Origin of the sequence: Streptomyces sp. NPDC046900 (genome assembly GCF_040644975.1) — a bacterium.
In the GTDB taxonomy this organism is placed as follows: domain Bacteria; phylum Actinomycetota; class Actinomycetes; order Streptomycetales; family Streptomycetaceae; genus Streptomyces.
In genome coordinates, this window is the sequence record NZ_JBEYXD010000114.1 from 1 (window position 1) to 21,257 (window position 21,257).

General features: G+C 68.5%; 23 protein-coding genes and 6 pseudogenes. 13 read left to right on the plus strand and 16 right to left on the minus strand.

Features of this window, described 5'->3' with window-relative positions; genetic code table 11:
- Positions 1–64 precede the first annotated feature (64 nt).
- Entirely contained in the window at positions 65–262 is a 198-nt protein-coding gene (locus tag ABZ904_RS45470) for a hypothetical protein (RefSeq protein ID WP_361830006.1), read from the minus strand.
- A gap of 60 nt (positions 263–322) precedes the next feature.
- Positions 323–883 (minus strand): hemerythrin domain-containing protein, encoded by a 561-nt coding sequence (locus ABZ904_RS45475; RefSeq protein WP_361001253.1) that lies wholly within the window; start codon positions 881–883, stop codon positions 323–325.
- Positions 884–1,165: 282 nt separating this feature from the next.
- On the opposite strand from ABZ904_RS45475, the gene ABZ904_RS45480 reads away from it, so the two are divergent.
- Positions 1,166–1,435: a hypothetical protein gene (locus ABZ904_RS45480; RefSeq protein ID WP_361001255.1), complete on the plus strand. Its 270-nt coding sequence runs from the start codon at positions 1,166–1,168 to the stop codon at positions 1,433–1,435.
- 202 nt (positions 1,436–1,637) lie between these two features.
- On the opposite strand, the gene ABZ904_RS45485 is transcribed toward ABZ904_RS45480, so the two are convergent.
- The 3 genes from ABZ904_RS45485 to ABZ904_RS45495 all read right to left on the minus strand — a co-directional run bounded on the left by ABZ904_RS45485 (position 1,638) and on the right by ABZ904_RS45495 (position 3,894).
- Entirely contained in the window at positions 1,638–1,859 is a 222-nt protein-coding gene (locus ABZ904_RS45485; protein ID WP_361001257.1) for a hypothetical protein, read from the minus strand.
- Positions 1,860–2,018: 159 nt separating this feature from the next.
- Complete coding sequence (locus ABZ904_RS45490; RefSeq protein ID WP_361830009.1) at positions 2,019–2,537, minus strand: hypothetical protein; 519 nt, start codon at positions 2,535–2,537, stop codon at positions 2,019–2,021.
- Positions 2,538–3,705: 1,168 nt separating this feature from the next.
- On the minus strand, positions 3,706–3,894 hold the full coding sequence (locus ABZ904_RS45495; RefSeq protein ID WP_361001263.1) for a hypothetical protein: 189 nt from the start codon (positions 3,892–3,894) through the stop codon (positions 3,706–3,708).
- Between the two features lie 170 nt (positions 3,895–4,064).
- Here ABZ904_RS45495 and ABZ904_RS45500 point away from each other — a divergent pair, with 170 nt between their 5' ends.
- Positions 4,065–4,265: a hypothetical protein gene (locus ABZ904_RS45500; RefSeq protein WP_361001266.1), complete on the plus strand. Its 201-nt coding sequence runs from the start codon at positions 4,065–4,067 to the stop codon at positions 4,263–4,265.
- A gap of 6 nt (positions 4,266–4,271) precedes the next feature.
- Here the strand turns inward: ABZ904_RS45500 and ABZ904_RS45505 are convergent, their stop codons facing one another.
- Positions 4,272–4,676 carry a DUF6233 domain-containing protein gene (locus tag ABZ904_RS45505; protein WP_361830011.1) on the minus strand — a complete coding sequence of 135 codons (405 nt, stop codon included), beginning with the start codon at positions 4,674–4,676 and terminating at the stop codon, positions 4,272–4,274.
- 245 nt (positions 4,677–4,921) lie between these two features.
- On the opposite strand from ABZ904_RS45505, the gene ABZ904_RS45510 reads away from it, so the two are divergent.
- Positions 4,922–5,218, plus strand: coding sequence for an ANTAR domain-containing protein (locus ABZ904_RS45510; RefSeq protein ID WP_361001273.1), 297 nt, complete (start codon positions 4,922–4,924; stop codon positions 5,216–5,218).
- Between the two features lie 430 nt (positions 5,219–5,648).
- Here the strand turns inward: ABZ904_RS45510 and ABZ904_RS45515 are convergent, their stop codons facing one another.
- Complete coding sequence (locus ABZ904_RS45515) at positions 5,649–5,975, minus strand: hypothetical protein (protein ID WP_361001275.1); 327 nt, start codon at positions 5,973–5,975, stop codon at positions 5,649–5,651.
- Between the two features lie 77 nt (positions 5,976–6,052).
- Between ABZ904_RS45515 and ABZ904_RS45520 the strand changes: the two genes are divergently transcribed.
- Together ABZ904_RS45520 and ABZ904_RS45525 are read left to right on the plus strand one after the other, a co-directional pair.
- Complete coding sequence (locus ABZ904_RS45520) at positions 6,053–6,319, plus strand: hypothetical protein (RefSeq protein WP_361001278.1); 267 nt, start codon at positions 6,053–6,055, stop codon at positions 6,317–6,319.
- A gap of 427 nt (positions 6,320–6,746) precedes the next feature.
- Positions 6,747–7,049, plus strand: a pseudogene (locus ABZ904_RS45525) (STAS domain-containing protein); the annotation flags it as partial.
- Positions 7,050–7,251: 202 nt separating this feature from the next.
- On the opposite strand, the gene ABZ904_RS45530 reads toward ABZ904_RS45525, so the two are convergent.
- The 3 genes and pseudogenes from ABZ904_RS45530 to ABZ904_RS45540 all read right to left on the minus strand — a co-directional run.
- A complete protein-coding gene (locus ABZ904_RS45530) occupies positions 7,252–7,518 on the minus strand; it encodes a hypothetical protein (protein ID WP_361001280.1) in 267 nt (88 codons plus the stop codon).
- A gap of 124 nt (positions 7,519–7,642) precedes the next feature.
- Positions 7,643–7,861 carry a hypothetical protein gene (locus ABZ904_RS45535; protein ID WP_361001283.1) on the minus strand — a complete coding sequence of 73 codons (219 nt, stop codon included), beginning with the start codon at positions 7,859–7,861 and terminating at the stop codon, positions 7,643–7,645.
- Between the two features lie 785 nt (positions 7,862–8,646).
- Positions 8,647–8,905 (minus strand): annotated as a pseudogene (locus ABZ904_RS45540) (serine/threonine-protein phosphatase); the annotation flags it as partial.
- A 285-nt stretch (positions 8,906–9,190) separates the two neighbouring features.
- Between ABZ904_RS45540 and ABZ904_RS45545 the strand changes: the two are divergent.
- Positions 9,191–9,385 (plus strand): hypothetical protein, encoded by a 195-nt coding sequence (locus ABZ904_RS45545; RefSeq protein WP_361001286.1) that lies wholly within the window; start codon positions 9,191–9,193, stop codon positions 9,383–9,385.
- 143 nt (positions 9,386–9,528) lie between these two features.
- Here the strand turns inward: ABZ904_RS45545 and ABZ904_RS45550 are convergent, their stop codons facing one another.
- The gene (locus ABZ904_RS45550) at positions 9,529–9,819 is read right to left on the minus strand and encodes a transposase family protein (protein ID WP_361001307.1); all 291 of its coding nucleotides are present in this window, start codon (positions 9,817–9,819) and stop codon (positions 9,529–9,531) included.
- A gap of 109 nt (positions 9,820–9,928) precedes the next feature.
- Between ABZ904_RS45550 and ABZ904_RS45555 the strand changes: the two are divergent.
- A pseudogene (locus ABZ904_RS45555) lies at positions 9,929–10,063 on the plus strand (hydrolase); the annotation flags it as partial.
- A gap of 121 nt (positions 10,064–10,184) precedes the next feature.
- Here ABZ904_RS45555 and ABZ904_RS45560 read toward each other — a convergent pair.
- From ABZ904_RS45560 to ABZ904_RS45575, 4 genes and pseudogenes are all read right to left on the minus strand, one after another.
- Positions 10,185–10,322, minus strand: a pseudogene (locus ABZ904_RS45560) (IS701 family transposase); the annotation flags it as partial.
- A gap of 198 nt (positions 10,323–10,520) precedes the next feature.
- Entirely contained in the window at positions 10,521–11,783 is a 1,263-nt protein-coding gene (locus tag ABZ904_RS45565; RefSeq protein WP_361830014.1) for an MFS transporter, read from the minus strand.
- A 34-nt stretch (positions 11,784–11,817) separates the two neighbouring features.
- Positions 11,818–12,456, minus strand: coding sequence for an HD domain-containing protein (locus ABZ904_RS45570; RefSeq protein WP_361001292.1), 639 nt, complete (start codon positions 12,454–12,456; stop codon positions 11,818–11,820).
- A gap of 170 nt (positions 12,457–12,626) precedes the next feature.
- A complete protein-coding gene (locus ABZ904_RS45575) occupies positions 12,627–13,208 on the minus strand; it encodes a hypothetical protein (protein ID WP_361001311.1) in 582 nt (193 codons plus the stop codon).
- A 41-nt stretch (positions 13,209–13,249) separates the two neighbouring features.
- Between ABZ904_RS45575 and ABZ904_RS45580 the strand changes: the two genes are divergently transcribed.
- The 3 genes from ABZ904_RS45580 (at position 13,250) to ABZ904_RS45590 (ending at position 15,147) form a co-directional block, all read left to right on the plus strand.
- A complete protein-coding gene (locus ABZ904_RS45580; RefSeq protein WP_361001294.1) occupies positions 13,250–13,555 on the plus strand; it encodes a transposase in 306 nt (101 codons plus the stop codon).
- Complete coding sequence (locus ABZ904_RS45585; RefSeq protein ID WP_361001297.1) at positions 13,552–14,418, plus strand: IS3 family transposase; 867 nt, start codon at positions 13,552–13,554, stop codon at positions 14,416–14,418. The genes ABZ904_RS45580 and ABZ904_RS45585 overlap by 4 nt, the downstream gene beginning before the upstream one ends.
- A gap of 186 nt (positions 14,419–14,604) precedes the next feature.
- The gene (locus ABZ904_RS45590) at positions 14,605–15,147 is read left to right on the plus strand and encodes a dihydrofolate reductase family protein (RefSeq protein ID WP_361001299.1); all 543 of its coding nucleotides are present in this window, start codon (positions 14,605–14,607) and stop codon (positions 15,145–15,147) included.
- Between the two features lie 519 nt (positions 15,148–15,666).
- On the opposite strand, the gene ABZ904_RS45595 is transcribed toward ABZ904_RS45590, so the two are convergent.
- The gene (locus ABZ904_RS45595) at positions 15,667–19,488 is read right to left on the minus strand and encodes a kelch repeat-containing protein (RefSeq protein WP_361830017.1); all 3,822 of its coding nucleotides are present in this window, start codon (positions 19,486–19,488) and stop codon (positions 15,667–15,669) included.
- 1,041 nt (positions 19,489–20,529) lie between these two features.
- On the opposite strand from ABZ904_RS45595, the gene ABZ904_RS45600 reads away from it, so the two are divergent.
- The 3 genes and pseudogenes from ABZ904_RS45600 to ABZ904_RS45610 all read left to right on the plus strand — a co-directional run.
- Positions 20,530–20,688, plus strand: a complete 159-nt coding sequence (locus ABZ904_RS45600) for a hypothetical protein (RefSeq protein WP_361830019.1) — start codon at positions 20,530–20,532, stop codon at positions 20,686–20,688.
- A pseudogene (locus ABZ904_RS45605) lies at positions 20,688–20,842 on the plus strand (ISL3 family transposase); the annotation flags it as partial. The gene ABZ904_RS45600 and the pseudogene ABZ904_RS45605, both read left to right, overlap by 1 nt.
- Positions 20,843–21,051: 209 nt before the next feature.
- Positions 21,052–21,257: pseudogene (locus tag ABZ904_RS45610) on the plus strand (hypothetical protein); the annotation flags it as partial.

Below are 21,257 nucleotides of genomic sequence, written 5' to 3' on the forward strand. Positions count from 1 at the left end.
CGGCGCTCGGCGACATCAGCGCAGCGCGGCCCAACGAGTAGCGGGCCCAGGTATCCCCACCAGGTCAGGCGGCGGCATCACGGCCGCGAGACGCCTCCACGTTCAGCAGCTCGACGAGCTGGGGGCGGTGCAGTGCAGCGATGTCTTCGAGCAGGTCGGGGTGGCGAAGCAGGGCGGCTGCCTCGGCGTCTCGGGCGCTCGGATTGGTCAGGCGTTCGAGGCCGCCGACTTCGGTGTGGTGCTCGGTCGCGGTGGCGGACACAGCTGCCGTCCGGCCCCGATACCCACCCGACCACTGCCCGGCGGGACAAGGAGGGGCCAGTCAGGACTTGCCGCGTCCGGTGACGAAGTCACGGGCCCGATCGACTAGACCGGCGCCCGGCGCGAGGAGCTTGTTCGCAGGCGGAGTGTCGGGGGCGGCAGGGTGCGGGCGCGTCGGAGCCATGGCCTTGGCCCGTCGGACCTTCTCCCCGAGATCACCGAGCGTCTCGGAGGAACAGGCCTGGCGCAGCATCGGGAAGAGGTGGTTCTCCTCGTCCTCGACGTGGGCGGCCACCTCCTCCATGAGCTGCTCCAGCAGCGGGCTCATCTGCGGGTCGTCGGCGTTCGTCTTCTCCAACTGCTTGAGAAGATTCTCGATACGGCTGTGGTCCCGGAGCTCCTTGTCCGCGATCCGGTCGCCGCCCTCGACGTGCTCGCGCACCGCCGGGTACAGGTACTGCTCCTCGGCGACCGAGTGCCGCACCAGCTCAATGGTGACCTCGTCCACGAGATCACGCAGCTCCTGACCCTGGCCCGTCATGGGCTGGATCCTGGCGAAGATCTCTTCGACCTCCCGGTGGTCGGCCATCAATTCCTCGATCACATTCCCGCCATGTCCCATCGTGCATCCACCTCTCGGACGTTCCTGTCGGGGCCGGTCCATCCCGCCCCCGGGAACTGATCCCCGTCCCGGCAGACGAAGTCGTGGCTCGGCGCATTCGTCTCACCCGAACGGGAGGCCGACCGGGCTATCGCCGACGCCCACGGCGACACGGGAGACCTCGGGGCACGGACCTGGTCGAGTCGGCCGCGAATCTGATGTTTGAATCGTTTGGGTGATTTCGTAACCCTCGTGACTGACCTATCGGTTGAGCCTTTGTTTGTTCTCAGCAGGAGGTCAGGCATGGGTCACTGGGTCTACGAGTTCTCGGGGTGTCCCGGCACCGGGCGCTTCCAGCAGATTGCCGACGAGGTGGAGCCCGGCGAGGTCGTGGTGCGTGAACGCGCGGGCGGTCTGAACATCGTGGACGGATTCGTGCGAGAGAGCGTCGATGACGTCATGATGGTGGCCCACTTTCGATGGGTGACCAGCGGGAACCCATCCACGGTGACGCCCGAGTTGCTGCGGGCCTCCGGTCTTTCGCCGTCGCCTGACAGGCGGCCCGGTCAGTGAGTGCGAGCAGCGGGCAAGCCGCGACAAGCAGGTGAAGACCATCTCGTAGCGCATGCCCATGGGGACATCCTGCAGGCCGCCCGAAGCTCCGGCCCACCCCAGCCCGGCCCGTGGTAGGGACTCAGCTCACCACACGCGACTGGGGCGGGCGCAGAGGGTGCACATCAAGTGAGAGCGCGACCCGGGCATTCGCCGACTCGGATCAGGCTGCGGGCATGCCGCTACGCATGGCCTCACTGATATCGCACAGATCCCAGAGCGCCAGGGCTTGGCCGCGTGCAGAGTTCGGCTGCCAAGCGGCGGGGCTGATGCCGCGCCGACGGGCCCACTCGCGGAACTGACCGTTCGTCTTCGTCCCCAGCGAGTAGCCAGCCTGGGTTGTCGTCACAAGGGGCCGGCCGTCGCGTCCGGTGCGGGTGGTCACACGTCTAGTGTGCCCGGGCAACTGGGGATGTCGCGACGGTCGTGTGCGCCGTCTGATACGTCAGCGTGTGCACCCCGGATACACGCCACGATGGTCAGCCGACGAGGTCCCGTTCGTCAGCATTGATCGAATGGGACCTCGTGGCTTTCCAGTTGTTGTTCAGCTCGCTACGCGGCTTGCTGCGTGGGCGTTGTCGTCCTTGGCCTGAGCGCGGGTACCGGGAGCGACGCAGACGAGGTCACCGGGCGTCGCCTCACGCCACACGAAGCCCGACACACAGGTGGCATTGGTGGCGCTGACTCGCCGGCTCGCTGCGTGGGCGTTGTCGTCCTGGACCTGGGCGCGGGTACCGGGGGTGACGCAGACGCGGTCACCGGCCGTCGCCTCACGCCACACGAACCCCGACACGCAGGTGCCTGCGGGTGCGGTCGTTCCGGCTACGCGGCTTGCTGCGTGGGCGTTGTCGTCCTTGGCCTGAGCGCGGGTACCGGGAGCGACGCAGACGAGGTCACCGGCCGTCGCCTCACGCCACACGAAGCCCGACACACAGGTGGCATCGGTGGCGCTGACTCGCCGGCTCGCTGCGTGGGCGTTGTCGTCCTGGACCTGGGCCCGGGTACCGGGGGTGACGCAGACGCGGTCACCGGCCGTCGCCTCACGCCACACGAACCCCGACACGCAGGTGTCCGCTCGTGGCGTGGTCGCGGCCGCGATCGTGGCACCTGGAAGGACAATGCCACCCCCAACTGCCACCAGAACGGCAGCGGCAGAGGTGACGGTGCGACAACGCTTGGAGATACTCGCCATCTTCCCGTACTTCCTTTCATTGATGCGCTCGACCGCCGTTTGAGAATGTTCCTGACAACGATGGGAGCCCTGAATGGCTGGCAGTTCGCCGCGGCCTCAGCGCTCCGGTCTCGAACGACAACTCGCGCTTGTCTCATCCGGCAGGTGGCGGTCGCTCGACCTGGCTCATCACTCCGCATGCATACCTCTCCGATGCACGCGGACGGCTCGCGGGAAGCTGCCTTCCCTCTCCTACCGGGATCCGCATTCCATGGTGACACTGCGTGCTTCTTTGCGCATCTTGAGTGACATTCCGTATGGAGTGGGGATTTCCCTTAGGCCTTGTCGGTCAGACAAGTTCGCGCCGGCCGTTGGGTGCCTGATCCGTAGCCTGCCGGGCATGGGGCCCACGACCGCCGAGCACCGTGCCGCGCTGGAGTCCTTGGGCAGGGCCATGTCGAGGGCTACGCCGAAGGACTGCGGTATGTCCGGCCGTTGGCCGCTGGAGAGATGGCCCACGTCGCGGCGTACAGCGGGCGCGTGGCGCTCCGGGCGTTCCCGCCTCTCTACGGCGACGAGGGCTGAGCGCGGCTCATGGCGCCCAGTTGCCTAGGACGGGACGCCGCCACGGGCCTCGCGGTTACCGCTTCCCGTAGCCACTGCCGTATGCGCCGCATCGCAAGAGAGCGATACAGGGTGGCCGCTGGGGTGCATTGTGCCGCCGTGCGGAGCTGCATGGAGGGGGTGCGATGTAGCTGTGACGTGCGCAAGTGGACCAGTCCGCAGGTGCGTTGATCCTGAAACCATCTGCCGTCACCTGTGACACTCCAGCCCCACGGGCCGCTGGAGTGAGTGACCCGGGCGGGGTCATGGCGCCTGACCTCTTGGGAGGCAGCGGGCGCCGACATGCAGGGACAGGCTCGCACCCCCTGCCGGGTCTGCCCCTGCTCGCGTGGGAGGCCTGGGCATGTCCACTTGGCGGTGACGCCCAGGCCTCTCCCCGGCGGTATCGACAGGACTTAGTCGTCGTGTTCGGTGCGGGCGGCGGTGTCCCGGACGGTCAGGAGGTGCCGCCGCAAGTCGGACAAGGTCTCTCCTTGCCTCGCGCCTTGGCCTCGGCGAGGGTCACCTCTTCGACAGGGTGAACGGTCCACCCCATGGTGCGTGCCGTGTTCTGAGGACCGGTGATGTGCGCGCATTCGGGGTGGGCGTGGTGCCGCTCCCCTGCCGCGGTGATGTAGACAGCCATGAACTTCCCCTCCCCACCGCGCGGTTCGTGCGGCCCACCGAACGCGGGCGGTGTACGGCCGCCCGGTACGCCTGCCCATCACGGCCTCACGGGCCAGCGTACGCAGCCCCGTTGCCGGTCCGTGTGGGCGTGAGAGCAGAACTGCCGCCGCGGAGGTACGCTCCCCCGGCATGAACGCGCCTGTAGCTGTAGAGCTGACCGCCGGACTAGACGACGCGACCAACGTGACCGTCACCATCCCCCGTTCCGTGCTGTATCAACTGGTGGCGGGAGGTTCCTGGACTGCACGGTCGGCACGTGACGCTGAGTTGTCTGACTGGGGCACTGGCCGCGAGGTGGGGAAGGTGACGATCAACATCTTCGACGACTGACGGCCGTCAGCCGCCGAGCTCGAGGTCCGGTCGGCACATGACGCACGCGGCCAGGCCCTCGCGCAGCGCGGCGACGGCCTCGTGCGCGTCGACCCGGCGGGTCGGGCCGTCGTCGACGTTGCAGTCGTCCAGGTGCAGGGACACCAGGTCACCCTGCTCGACGACCTTGAAGCCGGGCCCGCGGCCGGTGGAGGTCGGCAGCCCGGTCATGCGGGGCGGCTTCGCCGGCGCCGCCGGTGGCGGCTCGGCGCGCTGCTGCTCGCTCTCGCCCTCGGTCTGAGCGAAGGCCTGGGTGACGGTGTCGCGCTGGAGCCGTACGAAGGTTCCGACCGTCGCGTTGTCAGTGACCTGTTCCTCGAGCCACGCGAGGATGACGCGCAAGCGCGTGGGATCCGGCGGTAGCTCGCTCATGCGTTCGATTCAAGCATTGGGTTTGGCACCGGTCGAGCCGGGGCGCGAATCCGTACGGTCGGGTCATAACTCACTGCATCGGCGAACGGCGCGATCGAGTCGTGTGCCAGCCGCCGTCGCGGGAAGCTGGATCAGGAGCACCGCGAGACCCCACCCGCGGTGCGCCTCGCCCAGGTGGAGATATGGCCTTTTTTGCGATCTCGAAGCGACACCCCATGGAATTGCTGTCCGCTACCGATTTGGCGATGGCGTACGAGCTCCTGTCAGAGGAGAACGTGCAGCTTCGGCGCGCCGTGGCCTCGCACGCAATCATCGACCAGGCCATCGGCGTCGTCGTGGTCTTGGGGCAGATCCCGCCCGAGGAGGGCTGGCGCGTACTCCGTGACGTCTCCCAGCGCACGAACATCAAACTCCGGACAGTCGCCGAACACGTCCTCCAGTTCGCACAAGGTGGCGCTATGTCGAGCGCCGAGCTGAAGGAGCTGACGCAGGCAATGGACCGATACAAGATCGGCGGTTTCGTCGGCCACCCAGGGCGCTGACGTATCTAGGGGCGCGTCCGGGGGGCTCATCCGTCCATGTGCCGACAAGCTTCGGCGGCCATCGACGGCTTTGCGACGGCACGATAACGGCGGAGCTCGCGGGCGGAGGTCTCGTCGGTAAGGCACAGTGACGCGGCCCGGGGTGGCAGTGAACGCACTGTGATCAGGTTGTGGCACAAATCAGCCCTGCGCTTCACGGGTGTGCTGACCTCGCGATAGGCCCCTGTCATCTGTGACACCGCGGAGTCACGCCACGCTGAACGCAGTGACCCAGGGACGTGGGTCACTGCGCCTGCTCTTCGGGGAGGCTGTGGGCGCCAGCGTGCAAGGGCAGACCCGGTTGCCTCCGTGACGGGTCTGCCCCTGCACGCAGGAGACAAGCCGGCCGGTACGCGCCCAGGCCTTCAACGCGGCGGGGCGAGGCGGACCCTTACTGGTCGGAGGGCCGGGAACTGTTGGCCATCACGAGCAGGTGGGCACCGTCCGGGGCTTCCGTCACCGTGTGGCCGAGCTGGACGAGCAGCCCCGAGATCGCGGTCTGCACGATGGCTTTCATGGCGTCGCCAGGGGAACTCGACCGGTCAGCAGCCAAGGCGGTGAAGCCGTCCGAAGCTGTCCACTTGATCAAGACACCGGGCGGGGCGGGCATCACCCGCAGGCCCGGGTGACGGTCGTCGGCATCGTCGGTGAGGTGAAAACCGGCCTGCGTCAGGGCGCGCTTGACCTCGGACACGACTTCAGGCAGCGCGGGCGGCACCGGGCCCGCTTACCCGGCATCTCCAAGATCACACCTCCTCGGGTGCGGTCGGGTGTTGCCCGGGGGAAAATATGACCATGGCCGTGCGTCGCGTGATCGTGGAGGCGCCCTGCGGGTCTGGCGGCCGCCGGGTATGCGTCGATTACAAGATCTTGGGCACGGCGTACTCGCTGCACGATGTGGCGGTGTTCTTGCGATACGCCGGCCTGGTGGGCTGGGACGAGTTGGACGTGGCCGAATCGGACCTCATCGAGTGGCACGGCGGCGGGCCGGAAGTGTGGCCGCGCCTGGTCTGTCCCGACGGCTGGGCGGGCCCGGAAGGTGGGCCCGCCTCGCTGATGTGAGGGAGGCGAGGCGGGCCGGGGGGAGCCGACCACGTGGCGCCCGGGTCCACTTTGCACGGGAGGCGAGCGCGGAGGGGCGATCTTCCTGCGCGGCAAGCCTTTCGAGCGAGGCGCTGGTCGCTCGTTCCCGTGCGAGTCGAGCCGCCACGGCCTGACGGTCGGCGCGTCCCCTGCCTCTCGGCGCTACGGGAGGCAGGGGTGGGGAGCCTCGGCTCCTGCGTGGGGGCGATCGAGCCGAGGTGTGGAGATCCGTACCCGCATGCGGCAGGGCTGTAGCTCCGCCGGCCGGGTGATGCCTTGGCCAGTCGTTCATGCATATGCGGAACGAAAGTACGGGGTGCTTGATCCGCAACCCCTCCCCAAGGCTTGACCGTTATGTGGGCATGCACCTTCCGAATTCCACGGCAGCCACCACGAAGAGAACGACGGGACCGTCGTCGAAGTCCACGGCGAGGCGGGCCTGTCCACGGTCTGGCAGTTACGGGACCACGTCGTCGACCGCATCGCAGAGGGCCACCGGCGCTTCATCCTCGGCCTGCTCGGCGTGAGGTCCATGGACTCCACCCGCCGGGGGGTGCTCGTCGGCCTCCTCAGGCGGCTCCGCCTGCGCGACGACGAACTGAGACGGGTGATCGTCAGCCAGCGCATCCGCCGGCTCTTCACCATGACGGGCCTGCACGCCCTCTTCCCGATCTGCGACTCCGTCGACGTCGCGAAGGCCGCACCGTGAGGCGTCGCGTCCCCGGGTGGCCCCGGGGAGGGAAGCACAGGGCCGTCTTGCAACGGCCGAAGCCGGATCTGAAGGCATCTGTGGTGGGGTTCCCTGCCTTCCTAAAGCGGGTGTTTCTGCTGCTCGTTGCCAGGGAGTCGGGCACAGGGAGGCGGTCACGGAAGGCTCCCTCCTCCCCGCCGCTACCGTGACTGGGCCGTCGTCATGCCGTGGGCGACTCGCTGGGGCGTTGAGGCCGGGTGTACACGAGCACGGTGAGGCAGTGCGCCAGGCTGCCGACGCGGCAGTTCCATCCGCGCAGACCTGCGCGGTCCGTGCTCCAGAAGCCCATGTGGCTGCCTGGCGCGTGTCCATAGAACGCTGCGGTACGCCACCAGCGCCCGCGCACGGTGCCGTGGAGGTCCCACAGGATCCGCTGCGAACCGTGCCCGGTGGCGCTGCCCAGGTGGCGGATGAGGCGGGGAGTCATGGGCTCATCCTTGCTCACTGCGCCTGTAGGCACCCCGGTGCTCGAGCGCCTGGGTGATGGTGGCGCCGTACCAGCGGTGCGCGCTGCCCGGGCCGCAGAGGCGGCGGGGCGCCTGGGCCTTCTCTCACGGTCTCGGCGACCACACCTCCGGCCCTCCGCCGCGCCACTCGATCAGGAGTGACTCGGCCACATACACCTCATCCCGGCCCTCCATGCCGACGCGGTTCAGGAACACTCGCAAGTCGTGCAGGCTGTGCGCGGTGCCGAGGGTCTGATCGTCGATCTGGATACGCCGGCCGCCTGTCTTGTCGGGCGGGGACACGATCACACGATGTCCGGCCATGACACCAGCCTCGCGCGGAGGCGCTAAATGCGCATGCCCCGGCTCGGTGCGGGCCACACAGGAGGGTTTCGTTGCGCTTGCCCACCCGTATGACCACTCCGGGTGGCCGTCGTCGCGCTGCCGGATCAGGCTAGGCACGACGCTGCGTCAGGCTGCCGCACATCCACGCAGGGCCCGCCCCCTCCCCCGTCGCGGCTCGAATGGGGTGGGTGGGGGGTGTGCTCGCATGATCGACGTGCGGCGGAAAGCTGTCCGCGCAATCCTGGTTGAGCGGGGGTCGACCCACAGGTGACTGGTCTCTCCAGGGTCATCGCTCAGCTCAGGGAACGGCCTCCGCTTTCCGGGCGTGGCTCGCTGCCTACGCCGACAGCAACCATGTGCCCTCCCACCCCCTGCATGGACTTCACTCCATGCAGGGGGCTCGTCATGTCTACCGAGTAGACGCGGCGCGAACCCATAGACGGGCGGCAGTCACGTTCGGTCGCCCGTCGTGCGCTCGATAGCGAAGGCGTGCACTCTCTGCGACACCCCGAACTACGTCTGAACGATGTTGCGGGTCGCCCCGACAGGGGGAGCGGTACGGGCTGGCCGGGCCGGATGACGCCGGACATCACAACCTTGTACGCGTCGCCCTCTGCGAAGACATCGAGGACGACGTCGATTCGTTCGCCGGGCTGGATCACAGTCGCCGCCTTTCTTGTGATCGGACAGGTGCGCGAACCCGGCCGCCAGGTAAACCTCCCACCCGGCGCGGTCGAGCCTCGAGGACCGGCCTTCAGCAAGGCCAGCTTCTGGGTGCGCAGCACCTGGTCGTCGACACTGCCGGCCAAGGCGGATCTGCTCGGCCCGGCGGCCCTGCTGCGTGGCCGCCTCCTCGCTAACTCGGACCACCTGCCGGCCGACGATATCGACGAACAGGAACGACACGTACCGCGCGCCGCACCGGTCCCGCAGGTTGCGCGCCACCACGCCGAGAGAAGCCACCGGCGCGGCATCCTCCGCCGCAGCCAAGACCTCGGCCAGCCCCATTCGATCACGCGCCACGTCAGCCTCCCTGAGGAGAACGGGACCCCACGCATCACCGGCACAGCCCTTACCAGAGTGACCCCAACCGCTCAGAATTCGGCGATACACGCTCATGGTTCGATGGCAGAGGCCTGCCCACGGACGGGACCGCATGACCTCCGCCAGGCTCCGCGCGGGGGCTCGCTTGTCAGGCCCTCCTTCATCGCGCGGCACGTACAACCGCAGCCGACGGTGCTGCGGTTGGGCCCCAATCGGCGGGCGTGGCACTGGCAGGCTGCGCTCCTCGGTGGCGAGCATGTGTACATGGTGGAACACACGACGGTCGTGCACGGCATTACCCGGAACACGACGCACCGCGGAGGATGGGTCGAGTATGAGCCGACTGGACACGCCGTGGTGCGCTGCACCTGCGGTCTCGACAGCGGGATCGTGGCGGAAGCTCAGGCACTGCAGATCGCCGATGATCATCGCCGCACAACCGCGGAAGCCCGTATCTGACCGCTTGACGGCTATCCCCTGTGCGGCCCGCCCATGCGATTGAGTGTGTTTCAACTTGAAGTTGCAGGTCGTAGGGCTGGTGTGGGTCGGGGCTGGGATGCTCGTGCTGGTCGGGTGTGTGATCGGTAGGAGGTGATCGTCCGTCAGCGGTGGACCTCGGCGTTCGTCAGCACGAGGAGCGCCCGCAGCAGCGTGGTCGCATGTCGGGCGTTCATGCGGACCTTGGTGAGGACCCGCCAGTTCTTCAGGTCGGCGAAGCCGTGCTCGTTCGCCGCTCGCTCGCGGCTGACCAGCCGGTTCGCCTCCTTCTGGGCGGCGGTGAGCGGATGGCCGCGGGTCGCCCGCCGGCCGGTAACGATGACCGGGTCGTCGGGGTCGTCGTCCAGCCGATGCCGGCGGCCACGCCGACGGACTCCTCCAGGACGTCGCTCTATCGCGTACGCCGGCCGCGTCGAGCACCCTGCGGATGGTCTTGTGCGCGACGTCGTACCGCCGGGCGAGTGCCTTCACCGCGGCACCCTTGGCATACGCGTCGACAGCGCGTTGTCGCTCGCCTACAGCCGCGTGGTCATCCACCGCGGGCGGGTCGTCTCCCGGACCAGCGCGGTCCGCGAGTACACCGACACCCTGGCCCTGGACCTTCCGCGCCAGTCCCGCAAGCGCAGGGATCCGGCATGAGCGGCGCACCGGGCGTAGAGGAGATCCTCGACTCCCTTGCACGCTTCTGCCGACGGATCTCCGGCGCAGGACACTAGCGGGCATAGCGCAGCAGTCGCTGCATCGGGCCGGGGCGGGTGTGACCGGCCTGCTCGGCCAGCTGCCAGCAATTCTTCCGCTCGACAGGCGACAGCAGCCCCAGCAGGTAGGCGCCGGCCGCAGCCCGAGGCTCAACTCGCCGGAACCGGCCAGAGATCCGGTCCATGACCTGGTCAAACATCACCCGCCAGCGAGCAGGGTCTACGCTATGGCCTGCGGCCACCGCACAATCTTCAGGAGTCCACACAACCCCCGATGATCACGCGGTGGCCGTACCCGTTCCCAGCTGGCCCTGGCGCAAGATCACGAAACCAGACTGGAGTATTAGGCGGCCATTTCCGGGTTGGCTCCGCTCCGGATCTCGCTCGCCGTGGTGTGCTCAGGAGCGGGCCTGTTGGCGGTGACGTCCCCTTTCCCGGCCTGGGCGTATCGGATGGGCGGTGGGCCGGTGGGTTCGGGATCGTGCGGCGTGGAGGGCTGCACCCAAGGACAGTGCCCCGACGAAGCCGACGTACAGGTAGCCGGTGGTCTTCAGTCCCCATGAGGGCGCCGCGAGTCCGGCCGCGAGGGACGGAAGGCTCAGCGCCGCGTAGCCGATCACGAAGACGGCCGAGAAGACCTCCGCCCGTGACTGCGGGGTGGTGACCGCGGTGATGGCGCGGAGGTTGCCGTTGAACGTCAGGCCGACGCCCAGTCCTGCGATGACCGATCCGCCCACGAATATGGCCAGTGATGCGACAGCGATAGCCACCGCCAGTCCGGAGGCACCGGCAGTCAGCAGAACCGCCCCCAGCAGGGTGGCGAGCCGTGGCGTCTGCCGAACGGACCACAACCCGCCCACACTGTTGGCCACAAACAGCGCCGCGATGCTGAGTCCGCCCGCGGCGCCGAACCGCACATGGAGCACATTGCTCACCAGGGAGGGAGTGAGTGCGAGGAACAGGCCCGTGACGGACCACCCTGCGACGAGGGCGGGAACAGAGGCGAGGAATTCCGCCCTGGCTTCCCGGGGAACCCGGACGGTCGGTCGCAACGATGCCAGTCCAGCCGCTGCCGGGGCGCGCGTCTCAGGGATCGCGAGGGTGATCGCAGCCAGAACGACGAAGATCAGCGTCAGGACGGGAAAGACATAGGCATCGGGGCGCGAGGTCGACTGAACCAGCACCCCCACCACTCCGGCACCGGTGGCCATGCCGATGCTGGCGCCGACTGCTGTCATCGTAGGCCCCAGATGCGGACGTCTGGCGGGCGAGAGTTCGGCCAGTCCCGCGGCGAGAGCGCCCGAGGCCGTGCCCGTGGCTATGCCCTGCACCACCCGGGCGATCAGGAGGGAGACGACGCCGTCGGCCGTCCAGAAGATCGCTGTGCTGGCCGCCGCCACCGCAAGGGCGGCGACCAGCACCGGGCGGCGGCCCAGGTGATCGCTCAACGATCCGACCGTCAGCAAGGAACCGAGCAGGCCCACAACGTACACGGCGAAGATCACGGTCAGCATCGTGACCGACAGGCCCCAGCGCGCCTGGTACAGCGGATAGATCGGCGACGGTGCGCTTGCGGTGGCCAACATCACCACATTGGCGCAGGCCAGGACGGTGAAGGCCGCACCCCGCCCGAGCCGACGCCTGTCGCGAGGGTGACTCACACGTTTCATCTCGTTGTCTCATGTGGCGTTTGGATCAGCTCGGCCAGGGAGCGCCGAGCATGAGCTCGACCGTGGTAACGCGCTTGAAGCCGGGCATGAAGTGCTCCAGCACGTCCGAATTCACGGTTCCGTTCGTGGTCTCCGGGCGGTGCTTTTGCCCGTCGAAGTACGTCTGCAGGAACTCGTTCTTGAAGTTGCCACGCGGATGGACGGCGGTGACCTCATCCACCTGGTCGCGATCCAGCTCGTCCAGAGCCAAGCCGAGCACGTCCGTCAGAACCCCGAGATTCGTGAGGGCGATCTCCGGACCCATCCGGCCGGGAATTCCCGGGGTCGTGTGCAGCGCGATCGCCGTCCACACCACATCGGCGGCCTGGGCCGGGAAACCGCGGCCGAGCATGAACTTACGTGCGTGGTCGGCTCCATCGACCTCGAAGCGCTGCTCTGCGTCGGAAAACGGTGTCAGGAGGCCAGTGTCATGAAACATGGCGGACAGGTAGAGGAGCTCCGGGTCGGGCTCCACGCCGAGCCTGCGCGCGTGAATGGCGCCGAAGACGAAAACGCGCCGGGAGTGATGGTAGATGAGAGGGCTGGTCATCTCTTGCATGAGACGGGTGGCTTCGGCGGCCGCCGCCGTTTCGGGGATCTCTACCCCCGCGATGGTCTCGCTCATGATCTCTGCCTTCCGATGTCAGTGTGCTACGAATGGACGGTGCGTCCGTCATCCAGACTGCCAACCACCCGGCGTCCGTCGCCGCCTCGGTGTGGCCATGAGTCACCCGTATCCGGACAGGCGGACGCCAGGGGTGGGGGCTCTCCCGCGCATCGGGTCGCGATCCTTGTCTATGACGGGGTCAAACTCCTCGACGTCGCGGACCCGGCGGAGGTTTCCGCGGAAGCGAACCGGCTCGGTGCCGACTTGGCCTGCACACCAGAGCCCTCCCCGCGGGCCGACCTCGACCTGCCCGGCCTCCCTGTCGTCGGCCTGGGAGGGCGCAGGAAGCTGGCCCAGGTTGTCGCGGTCCGTTCCGACGCCGGGTCGACGCCCTCGGTCTTGAGGATCTCCCAGACGGTTGACGGGGCGACCGTGATGCCGAGCACGGCCAGTTCCCCGTGGATACGGCGGTAGTCCCAGCCGCTGTTCTCGCGGACCACGCACAGGACCAGCGCCCGGATCGAGCGGACGGTGCGCGGCCGCCCGGGCCGCTTGGGGCGGATGCGGGCGTGTCGCCGCTTCGCCAGGTTGTGGTGCCACCGCAGCACCGTGTCCGGACGGACGTACCAGAAGCCGGAGACGACGCGCACCTGGCGCGGCAGCGGTGCCAGAAGCACGGCGAGGAAAGACCGTTCCCCGGAGGGGCCGAACTTCCCCCTTCGGGGGCCGAGTTGCCGCTCAAGGTGAACCTTCCCCTTGATCGTGGACACCTGGAGACTGGGACATGAGGTTCCAGAGGAAGTAGTGCCAGGTGGGAAGCAAGAGCAGCCGCAGCAGGCGGTACACGGAGGAGTTCAAACGGGACGCGGTCGCGCTCGTGCGCTCCTCCGGGAAGACCGTCACCGAGGTGGCCCGTCAGATCGGGGTCAGCGCCAAGGGACTGCGGAACTGGGTCAAGCAGGACGCCATCGACCGCGGGCAGGGAGCGCCGGGAGAGCTGACGACGGCCGAGCGCGAGGAGCTCCACCGACTGCGCAGGCTGGCTGCCGAGCAGGCGGAGACGATCGAGGTGCTGCGAAAAGCGGCGGTCTTCTTCGCGAAGGAGAGCGATCGATGAGCGAGGTATACGCGTTCATCGAGGCGGAGAAGACCACCCACCATGTTGCTCTGTTGTGCCGGCTGCTGAAGGTGGCCCGCTCCTCCTTCTACGCGTCGCTGGTCGGCGAGAAGGCTCGCTCGGCGAGGAAGATCACCGTGCTGCACCTCGCCTCCAAAGCCACCTACGGAGTGCCGCGCATCCATGCCGGGCTGCGCCGGCTCGGACACCGCGTGAACCGCAAACGGATCGAGCGCGTCATGCGCGAACGCGGCATCAGCGGTGTCACACGGCGTAGGCGCAAGAGCCTGACCCGCCCGGCCAAAAGGGCGGTGCCCGCCCCGGACCTCATCGGCCGCGACTTCACCGCGTGTGCCCCGGGGATGAAGCTGGTCGGCGACATCACCTACATACCCACCGATCAGGGTTGGCTGTATCTGGCAACCTGGCTGGACCTCGCAACCCGCGAGATCGTCGGCTACTCGATGGCCGACCACCACCGCGCCGGCCTGGTCGTGGACGCGCTGAGGATGGCCGCCGGACGCGGGCAGCTGAAGCCCGGATGCATTGCGCACTCGGACCGCGGCAGTGAATACACCTCTGACGAACTCCGGCGTGAAATAGGCCGATTGGGACTGCGACAGAGCATGGGCCGCACCGGCTCATGCTTCGACAACGCCGCCGCAGAGTCGTTCTTCGCACTGCTCAAAGAGGAGATCGGAACCCGCCGCTGGCCCGACTGGTCCAGCGCCCGCGCGGACATCTTCGCTTTCGTCGAGACCTTCTACAACCGACAGCGCCTACGCCGCCATGCACGCTGGGGCTACCTCACCCCGCTGGAGACCCGGCAGCGCCTCGAGCAAGAACACGCCCTCGTGGCGTAAGCATCGAGTGTCCAAGATCACGGGGAAGCTTCACGGGCACGTTCCCGACGCTGCGCGAGGAGCACATCCGGATGCCGGTTGTTGGCGTTGGGCCACCGCAGTTGCGCATGCAGCTTTCGCCGTCGCCCTGCCCGCCGGCCGAACTATGATGCGGCCTCGGGCCTCCAAAATCCTTGGAGAAGACGCATGACTGATGTGAGCACCGGCACCGGCAAAGTGGTCGTGAACAGGGCGATGTCGCTGGATGGGTTCATCGCCGGTCCTGACCACGCGATGGACTGGATCTTCGAGTACCTGACTGCGGATACGGTCCCGGAGGTTATGGCGGCCACGGGCGCCATGCTCGTGGGCCGGGGCACGTACGAGGTCGCCAAGCGTATGGCCGACCAGGACACTGCCTACGACGGGGGAGCACAGTTCGTCCTCACCCACGAGCCTCCCGACGAGCCGGACCCTACCGTCACGTTCCTCACCTGTGACATTGAGGAAGCCGTTGCGACGGCACGCAGCGCCGCGGGCGGCAAGAACCTGGAGATCCTCGGTGCTGACGTGGCCGCCCAGTGCCTGCAGCGCGGGCTCGTCGACGAGATCCTGGTGTATGTACTACCGGTGCTACTCGGCGACGGTGTCCGCTTCTCGCCCCCAAGCCTCGACAGGATCAACCTGGAACCTTTCAGCAACACCCAGTCGGGTGCCGTCACGATGCTCCGCTTCCGCGTGCGAAAGTAGGCGCAGCCCTCCAGCAGTTGACACCAGCACGCGCGGACACCCTGATGTCCGGTTCGCGCCGGACTTCGGCGACGTGCCTCGTGCGTTGGCCGCGATCGTTCGACGAGTGGTTTGATCATGCTGCTGTGCGGTGGGGGCGGCCCAGCGGTGTTGGCGTTCGGATCGGACGCGGGAGCGTTCGCGGCGTTGGGCTTCCAGCACGCTGGGTGGCGGCGATGGCGGTTGCGCCAGCGTCCAGCCCGACTCCTCCCCGCAGGCCTGCGGCTACGTCGGCCAGCCCGAGATCCGTCCGAGCATCCTGTACGGACTGGTCCCACAGATCAGCGCGAGCAGATGGCCTGTGCTCAGCGGCCAGCGGGATCATCACGGACGAAGTGCACGCCGAAGCCGGACGGCACGGCGGCGAACAGGGCGGTGCCGGTCCTCGGCAACCTGGCAGTGCCACATCAGAAGGTCAACGGCGCCCCGCCCCCGGGCGGCGAATCGGCTGCCCGGGGGCGCGGCGTGCGGACTGAACAGTTACGAGATGCGGCCTTCGACGATGTGCAGGGACACCGGAATCGGCGGCACCCAGTACGGGGTGTCGCCGCGAAGGATCAAGGATGCCGTCCAGTCACCGGGCCGGCCGATTTCGCCTGCGTTCAGCGTCACCGTGAACGAAGCGCTCTGGCCGGGCCGCAGCGTGAGCCGGTGCGGGCTCTCCGACAGCCAGGGCACGTCCGACTCGGTTTGGTCATACCCCGGAAGCAGGTCCGCCGTGGCCACCGGAATGGGGAAGCGGCTCTGGCCGCTGCCGCCCACCCGGTACATGCCGGGTGCGCCGCCGCCCCGGTAGACCGCGGTGGGGGCGTCGGGCAGCGCGCTCCAGGTGTTCGTACCCGGGTCGTAGACGTAGCCCTCCGCGGTGAGCACCCGGTTCACCCCGACCCGCTTGAAGCCGCCGGAGATCAGGAGCCGTCCGTTGGCGGCGGCGTAGACGCCGGCCGCGAGGCCTACCGGCATGTCGGCGATGGCCTGCCAGCTGTTGGACGCCGGGTCGTAGACGTAGCCGACGCCGGTCTCGACGTAGTCGTGGTTGCCGCCCGCGCAGTACAGCTTGCCGTTGATCGCGCCGCACGAGGCCCAGCTGATCGTCTGGGGGTAGTCCGCAGCCTTGGACCACGTGCCGGAGCGTGGGTCGAAGACGTACACGGTGTTGGAGCAGTCGGTGTTGGTGCATCCGCCGACCACGTAGAGCCGCCCGTCGAGTACGGCGCCGGCCGCCCCGAAGCGCCCCTCGGGGATGTCGGGGCCCTTGGTCCAGTTGCCGTCGGCAGCGTCGTACACCTGCATGGTGCGGCTCACGACCTCGTCGGGGGCCCAGCCGCCCACGGTGTACAGGCGGCTGCCGATGAAGCCGTGCGCGGTGGCCTGCCGGGGTTCGGGGGCACTGGCGCCCCGGGTCCAGGCGCCCGCCGACGGGTCGTAGACGTAGAGGTCGGCGGTGGGGTTGTGGCCGTCCGATGACCCGAGAGCGGAGTAGAGCTTGCCCCCGTAGTTCTCCACCGCGTTGTCCATGACGGGGGCGGGGAGGTCGGGCAGTCCGTGCCAGGCAGTGCCCGGGGCAGCGGTGTCGGGTCCGGTTCCGGTGCGCTCGCCGATCCGGATCGTCGCGGGAGCGGTGCCAGTGTTCCGTACGGTCACCTTCCGCACCACCGTGCCGTGCGGCGTGGTGGTTGCCTCGATCCGGGTGGTACCGACCGACAATTGCCCCGCCTTGAGGACGAACGAACCCTTGGCGGCCTGGTCCTCAGCCAGGGCGGCCGTGAGAGATGCCGTGCTGTAGGAGGGCTTGGCCGCCACGAAGGTGTGACGGCCGCCGCCGGGAACGAACAGCCGGTAAAGACCGTCACCGACCTGCGGGTCACCGGTGGTTGCCACGGTCAGCGCCGAGGGCCCGCCGGTGGAGCCGGTGCTCACTGCGGTGCCGACCAGCCCTCGTCCGGTGTTGGCGTCGGAGACGGTACCCGTGAGCACGCCGCCGGGGACGGGCGCGAGGGCCCGCTCCGCGACCGTCACGTCATCGACGGCCCACAGCACGCCTGGGCCGGTGAAGTGGAAACGCACCTGCACCGCCCCCTTCCCGGCGTAGGCGGTCAACGGGATCTCCACTCGGCCGTTCGCCCACAGCTGGTCCTGGTGCCACACCGTGGTCCAGGTCCGGCCGCCGTCGGCGGTGACATCCACATCGCCGGTCTGGTCGCCGGACCCCTCATAGTCGGTGCTGAACGCCAGCTCGGGGTCGCCGGTGCGGCGGAAGTCGTAGACCGGGCTGACCAACTGGGTGTCGAATGCAGTGCCCCAGCCGGCGTGGTCGTTGTCGGCGACGGCGAACCCACCGGACCCGCCGGTGTTGTTGCCCCGGCCGCCCGGATCGTCGAAGGCCCAGCCCTGCCCGGTGCCCGGGGCGTTCACCATGCTCCAGCCCTGCGGCGCCCCGGTGGTGGAGTCGAAGGGCTGGGTGTCGAGGGTGTCCACGTTCAGGGTGTACGCCGGGTTGCCGTCGGCCCAGGTGTCGGCCGGTAGGGCCAGCCCGACGCTCTGGTCCGCGGTGCCCACCGCCACCTGCCGTACCAGGGACTGGTAGTGGGTGTCGTCGCTGACGACCCGCAGGGTGTAGGTGTGGTTCTCTGGCAGGTTCAGGCTGTAGGCACCGGTGTAGGCGTCGGACCAGACGGGAGCGCCCGGCACCCCGTCCACGGTAATCTTCGCGTGGAGCGGCCAGCCGTGGCCCGAGCCGTCGGTGACGGTGCCGGAGACACGGTGGGTGGCGAGCTTGCGCAGTGCGAAGTCCCGGGTCACGGCGCCGTCGTCGGTGATCTGGACGTCCGGCGCATTGCCGGACGCGTAGCCGTAGGCGGTGACCTGAACCTGGTAGCTGCCGACCGGCAGCGGCAGGGTGTAGTGGCCCCGGCTGTCCGTGGTGGCGGTGTAGACGCCGGCGGTCACCTGGGCCGCGGCGACCGGTGCGCCGGTGGCGGTGTCGGTGACGGTGCCCGAGAGGGTGCCGTGCGCCCCCATGCGGAACGCCGACAGTCCGTCAGGGGTGCCCAGGCCGGTGGGCCCGTCGTAGCCGGTGCCCGCGGTGCACAGATACGCCGGTGAGCACTTTCCGTTCGACCCCGTCGTCACGTCGTGCAGCCCGGCGCCACCACCGGCGTACGGGTAGGCGTTGGGGTACGTCCCGGCGACCGGGGTGCCGGCGTTCGCGTACACGCCCGTGATGATCGGTGCCGACGCGCTGGTGCCGCCGGCAAGACCCCAGCCCCCGGACTGGCCGTAGGTGTCGTAGACGGCAACACCAGTGGCCGGGTCGGCCACGGCGGAGACATCGGCGACGGTACGGCCGAGGCAGCCGGTGTCCTGCTGGAAGGCCGGCTTGGGCTCGTACAGGGAGCAGCCGGAACCCGTGCCGCTGGTGTCGTGGTTCCATACCGACTCGGACCAGCCGCGGGCAGCGGCCGGGTCCTTGGCGAGCGTGGTGCCGCCGACCGCCGTGACGTGCGGGGACGCCGCCGGGTAGGCGACGCCGTAGTGGTTGTCGCCGGAGGAGGCGACGATCGCAACGCCTGGGTGGTCGTAGTGCACGTCCGCCGACGACTCCGCGGGGTCCTCTGGGTAGAAGGCGTAGTTGGAGCCGTAGGAGTTGGAGACGTATGCCGCGCCGAGCGCCACCGCCTGGTCCACAGCGGCCCCCAGGTCGTCGATGGCGGGCTTGTCGGCCTCGACCAGCAGGATCCTCGCGTTGGGGGCGACGGCGGAGACCATGTCCAGGTCGAGCGAGATCTCGCCGGCCCAGCCCGGGTCCGGGGCGGGGTAGTCGGTTCCGCCTCGCTGGTCGACCTTGGTGAAGCAGCCGTTGGCGGTGGTGCAGGCGGGCAGCCCGTACTGTGCGCGGTAGACGGCGAGGTCGGCCTCGGCGTTGGGGTTGTCGAAGGCGTCGACGATGGCGATGGTCTTGCCGGCCCCTCCGTCCGCGGGAAGGCCGTAGGCGCTGCGCAGATCGGCCGGGCCGAAGCCCTGAGGGGCGTCCTCGGCGGCCCGCAGGCCCTTGTGCGGCGTGACGTCGGTACGGCGAAGGCCGAAGCACGTGAACTCGTGCGGCTTGGGCGGGCCGCACAGCGGCTCGACATGGCCGGGCAACTCATGGGTGGACGTGGACGACTTCGCGGGCTTCTCACTGACGCCGGCCTGAGCGGGAGTCTGGGCGCCGAGCGCCGTCAGTACGGCGGTGCTCAGCAGAGCCGCACCGACGGTCGGCCATCTCCGCCGGCGGGGCACCGATCTTGGGGATATGGACAAATCAGAACTCCTGTGGACTTCTTGAAGGCAACGGCACACGCCGTGCCCGTGATCAGTTAGTTGCAGATCCATCGGGAAGAGTTCACCGGCTACCGATTCTTTTCTGCACCCGGAGGCCTCTGTACTTCCCCATGGGCACACCGGGTGTACGCGCGGCGGGTGACTCCGTCGCGGCCGGACCTGGTGGGGTTCGGGTCACTCACGAGGCCGCGCTGCCGCAGACCGGCAACGAAGCGTCAGACTCCACAGCGCCAGTCCCCTATCACACTCCGGAGAGCACCCGCGGCAAAGCGAGCCTCCGGCACGGCGGCAAGACGAGCGGCGCTCCCGGTAGATGCCGTCCGCGCCGCGACTGCAGCCGGCAAGCCTCCGGCAACCAGCAGCAATCCTGTCGATAGTGCCGCCTTCAGGCAGATCCAGGCCATCAGCGAAACACCTTTCGTCCAGCTGGCAGTCACAACCCGCCCGAAAGAATCCGCTGATGAAGCCGGACATGTCACTGGCCTCACCTGTCGCAACTGCGACACGTCCCAACGATGACACGGCCCCTGCGCTCCGCTGCCAGACGGTCAGCGGCGATATACGGGACGTCCGGAAGGACCCACAGGGTGCCGAAAACTCCATCGCATGTGACGTGCCGCGAACGGCCTTTCCGAGCTGCACGGTTGTGTCTGATGGATCGGGCTGCGGCGACTGCCCTACCTCGCGGTGTCGAGTGCGTTCGCCTTGATACGCCTGCTGCCCATGAGCGATGCGAACAAGCACATCGAAATAGTGCCGCTGCGCCACCAGTTGGCCGTCCTGCAACGGCAGATCGACAGGCCGCGCCGCGAAGCCGGATCGCCACATCGCATGCTCGGGCCGCCATCCTCGCGAGCGGGCCAGTGTGTTGGACGCTCCGCGTGACCAGCTCTGCTGTCCTGATGTGGGTTGCGGTGCGGGCAGACCGAGGGCAGAAGCCAAGGCCGGACAGCCACTCGCGCGCCTGCGCGGCATGATGAGGCATCCCGGCATGAAGTGAGTGCCGGCCGCCACACAGGAATGAGTCTCGCCGAACCATCCCGGCAGAGCTACGAATTAGCCGCCCCGTGCTTCTACACCGCGCTGACCTGGCGCACGGGCACCAGCCATCTCACGCTGGCGGCCACGGCAGGTGAGGAATGGGCGGGTGGCCGGGCGGGCCTGGCCATCAGCCGGTGATGCGGGTCTTCCGGGAAGCCGACGCGCCGCGGGTGGACTGCCGCCGACACGGGGTGACGGTGACGGCGGTGCCCTGGCCCGTCACGGCACCGGACACACCTACGCCTTCGATCAGCAGGCCGCCTGGATGGCCTCGGAGTGCTCCAAGAGCGCCACCGCGCTGGGGCTCCCGAGCTTCTGTGGTGGGTTTCATGCTTCGGACGATACCTGGATTGGGCTTGACAGCCCAGTCCCGGACAGCGTTAACTCCAGGAGTGGGCCGACAAGCCCAAAGCGACCGTCGGCACCAACCCGTACGGGAGCCCGGCAGCACCGCGTACACGGCGCCTGCAGTGAACCCCGACACACAGAGAGAGCAAGAAGATGAGCGACAGCAAGCTGTCCAGCGAAGATCCACGTACCGGAGCAGGGAAGATCAACAAGCTCATCGCGCTTATCACGGCTGTGGTGGCTCTCCTGGTGGGTTCCGTGGTCTTGAGCTCCGGAGCATGGGGTGAGAGTCGCGAGCATGACTCCTCGGCACTCCGCCCGACGTCGTCTTACCCGCAGTCTCAGCCACCCGCTGGTTT

Coding starts and splice junctions, on each gene's coding strand:
- ABZ904_RS45500 (WP_361001266.1), top strand. CDS start 4,065: ATGAACGCGCCTGTAGCTGTAGAGCTGACCGCCGGACTAGACGACGCG.
- ABZ904_RS45590 (WP_361001299.1), top strand. CDS start 14,605: ATGACTGATGTGAGCACCGGCACCGGCAAAGTGGTCGTGAACAGGGCG.
- ABZ904_RS45520 (WP_361001278.1), top strand. CDS start 6,053: ATGGCCGTGCGTCGCGTGATCGTGGAGGCGCCCTGCGGGTCTGGCGGC.
- ABZ904_RS45510 (WP_361001273.1), top strand. CDS start 4,922: ATGGCGTACGAGCTCCTGTCAGAGGAGAACGTGCAGCTTCGGCGCGCC.
- ABZ904_RS45480 (WP_361001255.1), top strand. CDS start 1,166: ATGGGTCACTGGGTCTACGAGTTCTCGGGGTGTCCCGGCACCGGGCGC.
- ABZ904_RS45545 (WP_361001286.1), top strand. CDS start 9,191: ATGGTGGAACACACGACGGTCGTGCACGGCATTACCCGGAACACGACG.
- ABZ904_RS45535 (WP_361001283.1), bottom strand. CDS start 7,861: ATGGCCGGACATCGTGTGATCGTGTCCCCGCCCGACAAGACAGGCGGC.
- ABZ904_RS45530 (WP_361001280.1), bottom strand. CDS start 7,518: ATGACTCCCCGCCTCATCCGCCACCTGGGCAGCGCCACCGGGCACGGT.
- ABZ904_RS45585 (WP_361001297.1), top strand. CDS start 13,552: ATGAGCGAGGTATACGCGTTCATCGAGGCGGAGAAGACCACCCACCAT.
- ABZ904_RS45475 (WP_361001253.1), bottom strand. CDS start 883: ATGGGACATGGCGGGAATGTGATCGAGGAATTGATGGCCGACCACCGG.
- ABZ904_RS45600 (WP_361830019.1), top strand. CDS start 20,530: ATGAGTCTCGCCGAACCATCCCGGCAGAGCTACGAATTAGCCGCCCCG.
- ABZ904_RS45495 (WP_361001263.1), bottom strand. CDS start 3,894: ATGGCTGTCTACATCACCGCGGCAGGGGAGCGGCACCACGCCCACCCC.
- ABZ904_RS45570 (WP_361001292.1), bottom strand. CDS start 12,456: ATGAGCGAGACCATCGCGGGGGTAGAGATCCCCGAAACGGCGGCGGCC.
- ABZ904_RS45505 (WP_361830011.1), bottom strand. CDS start 4,676: ATGAGCGAGCTACCGCCGGATCCCACGCGCTTGCGCGTCATCCTCGCG.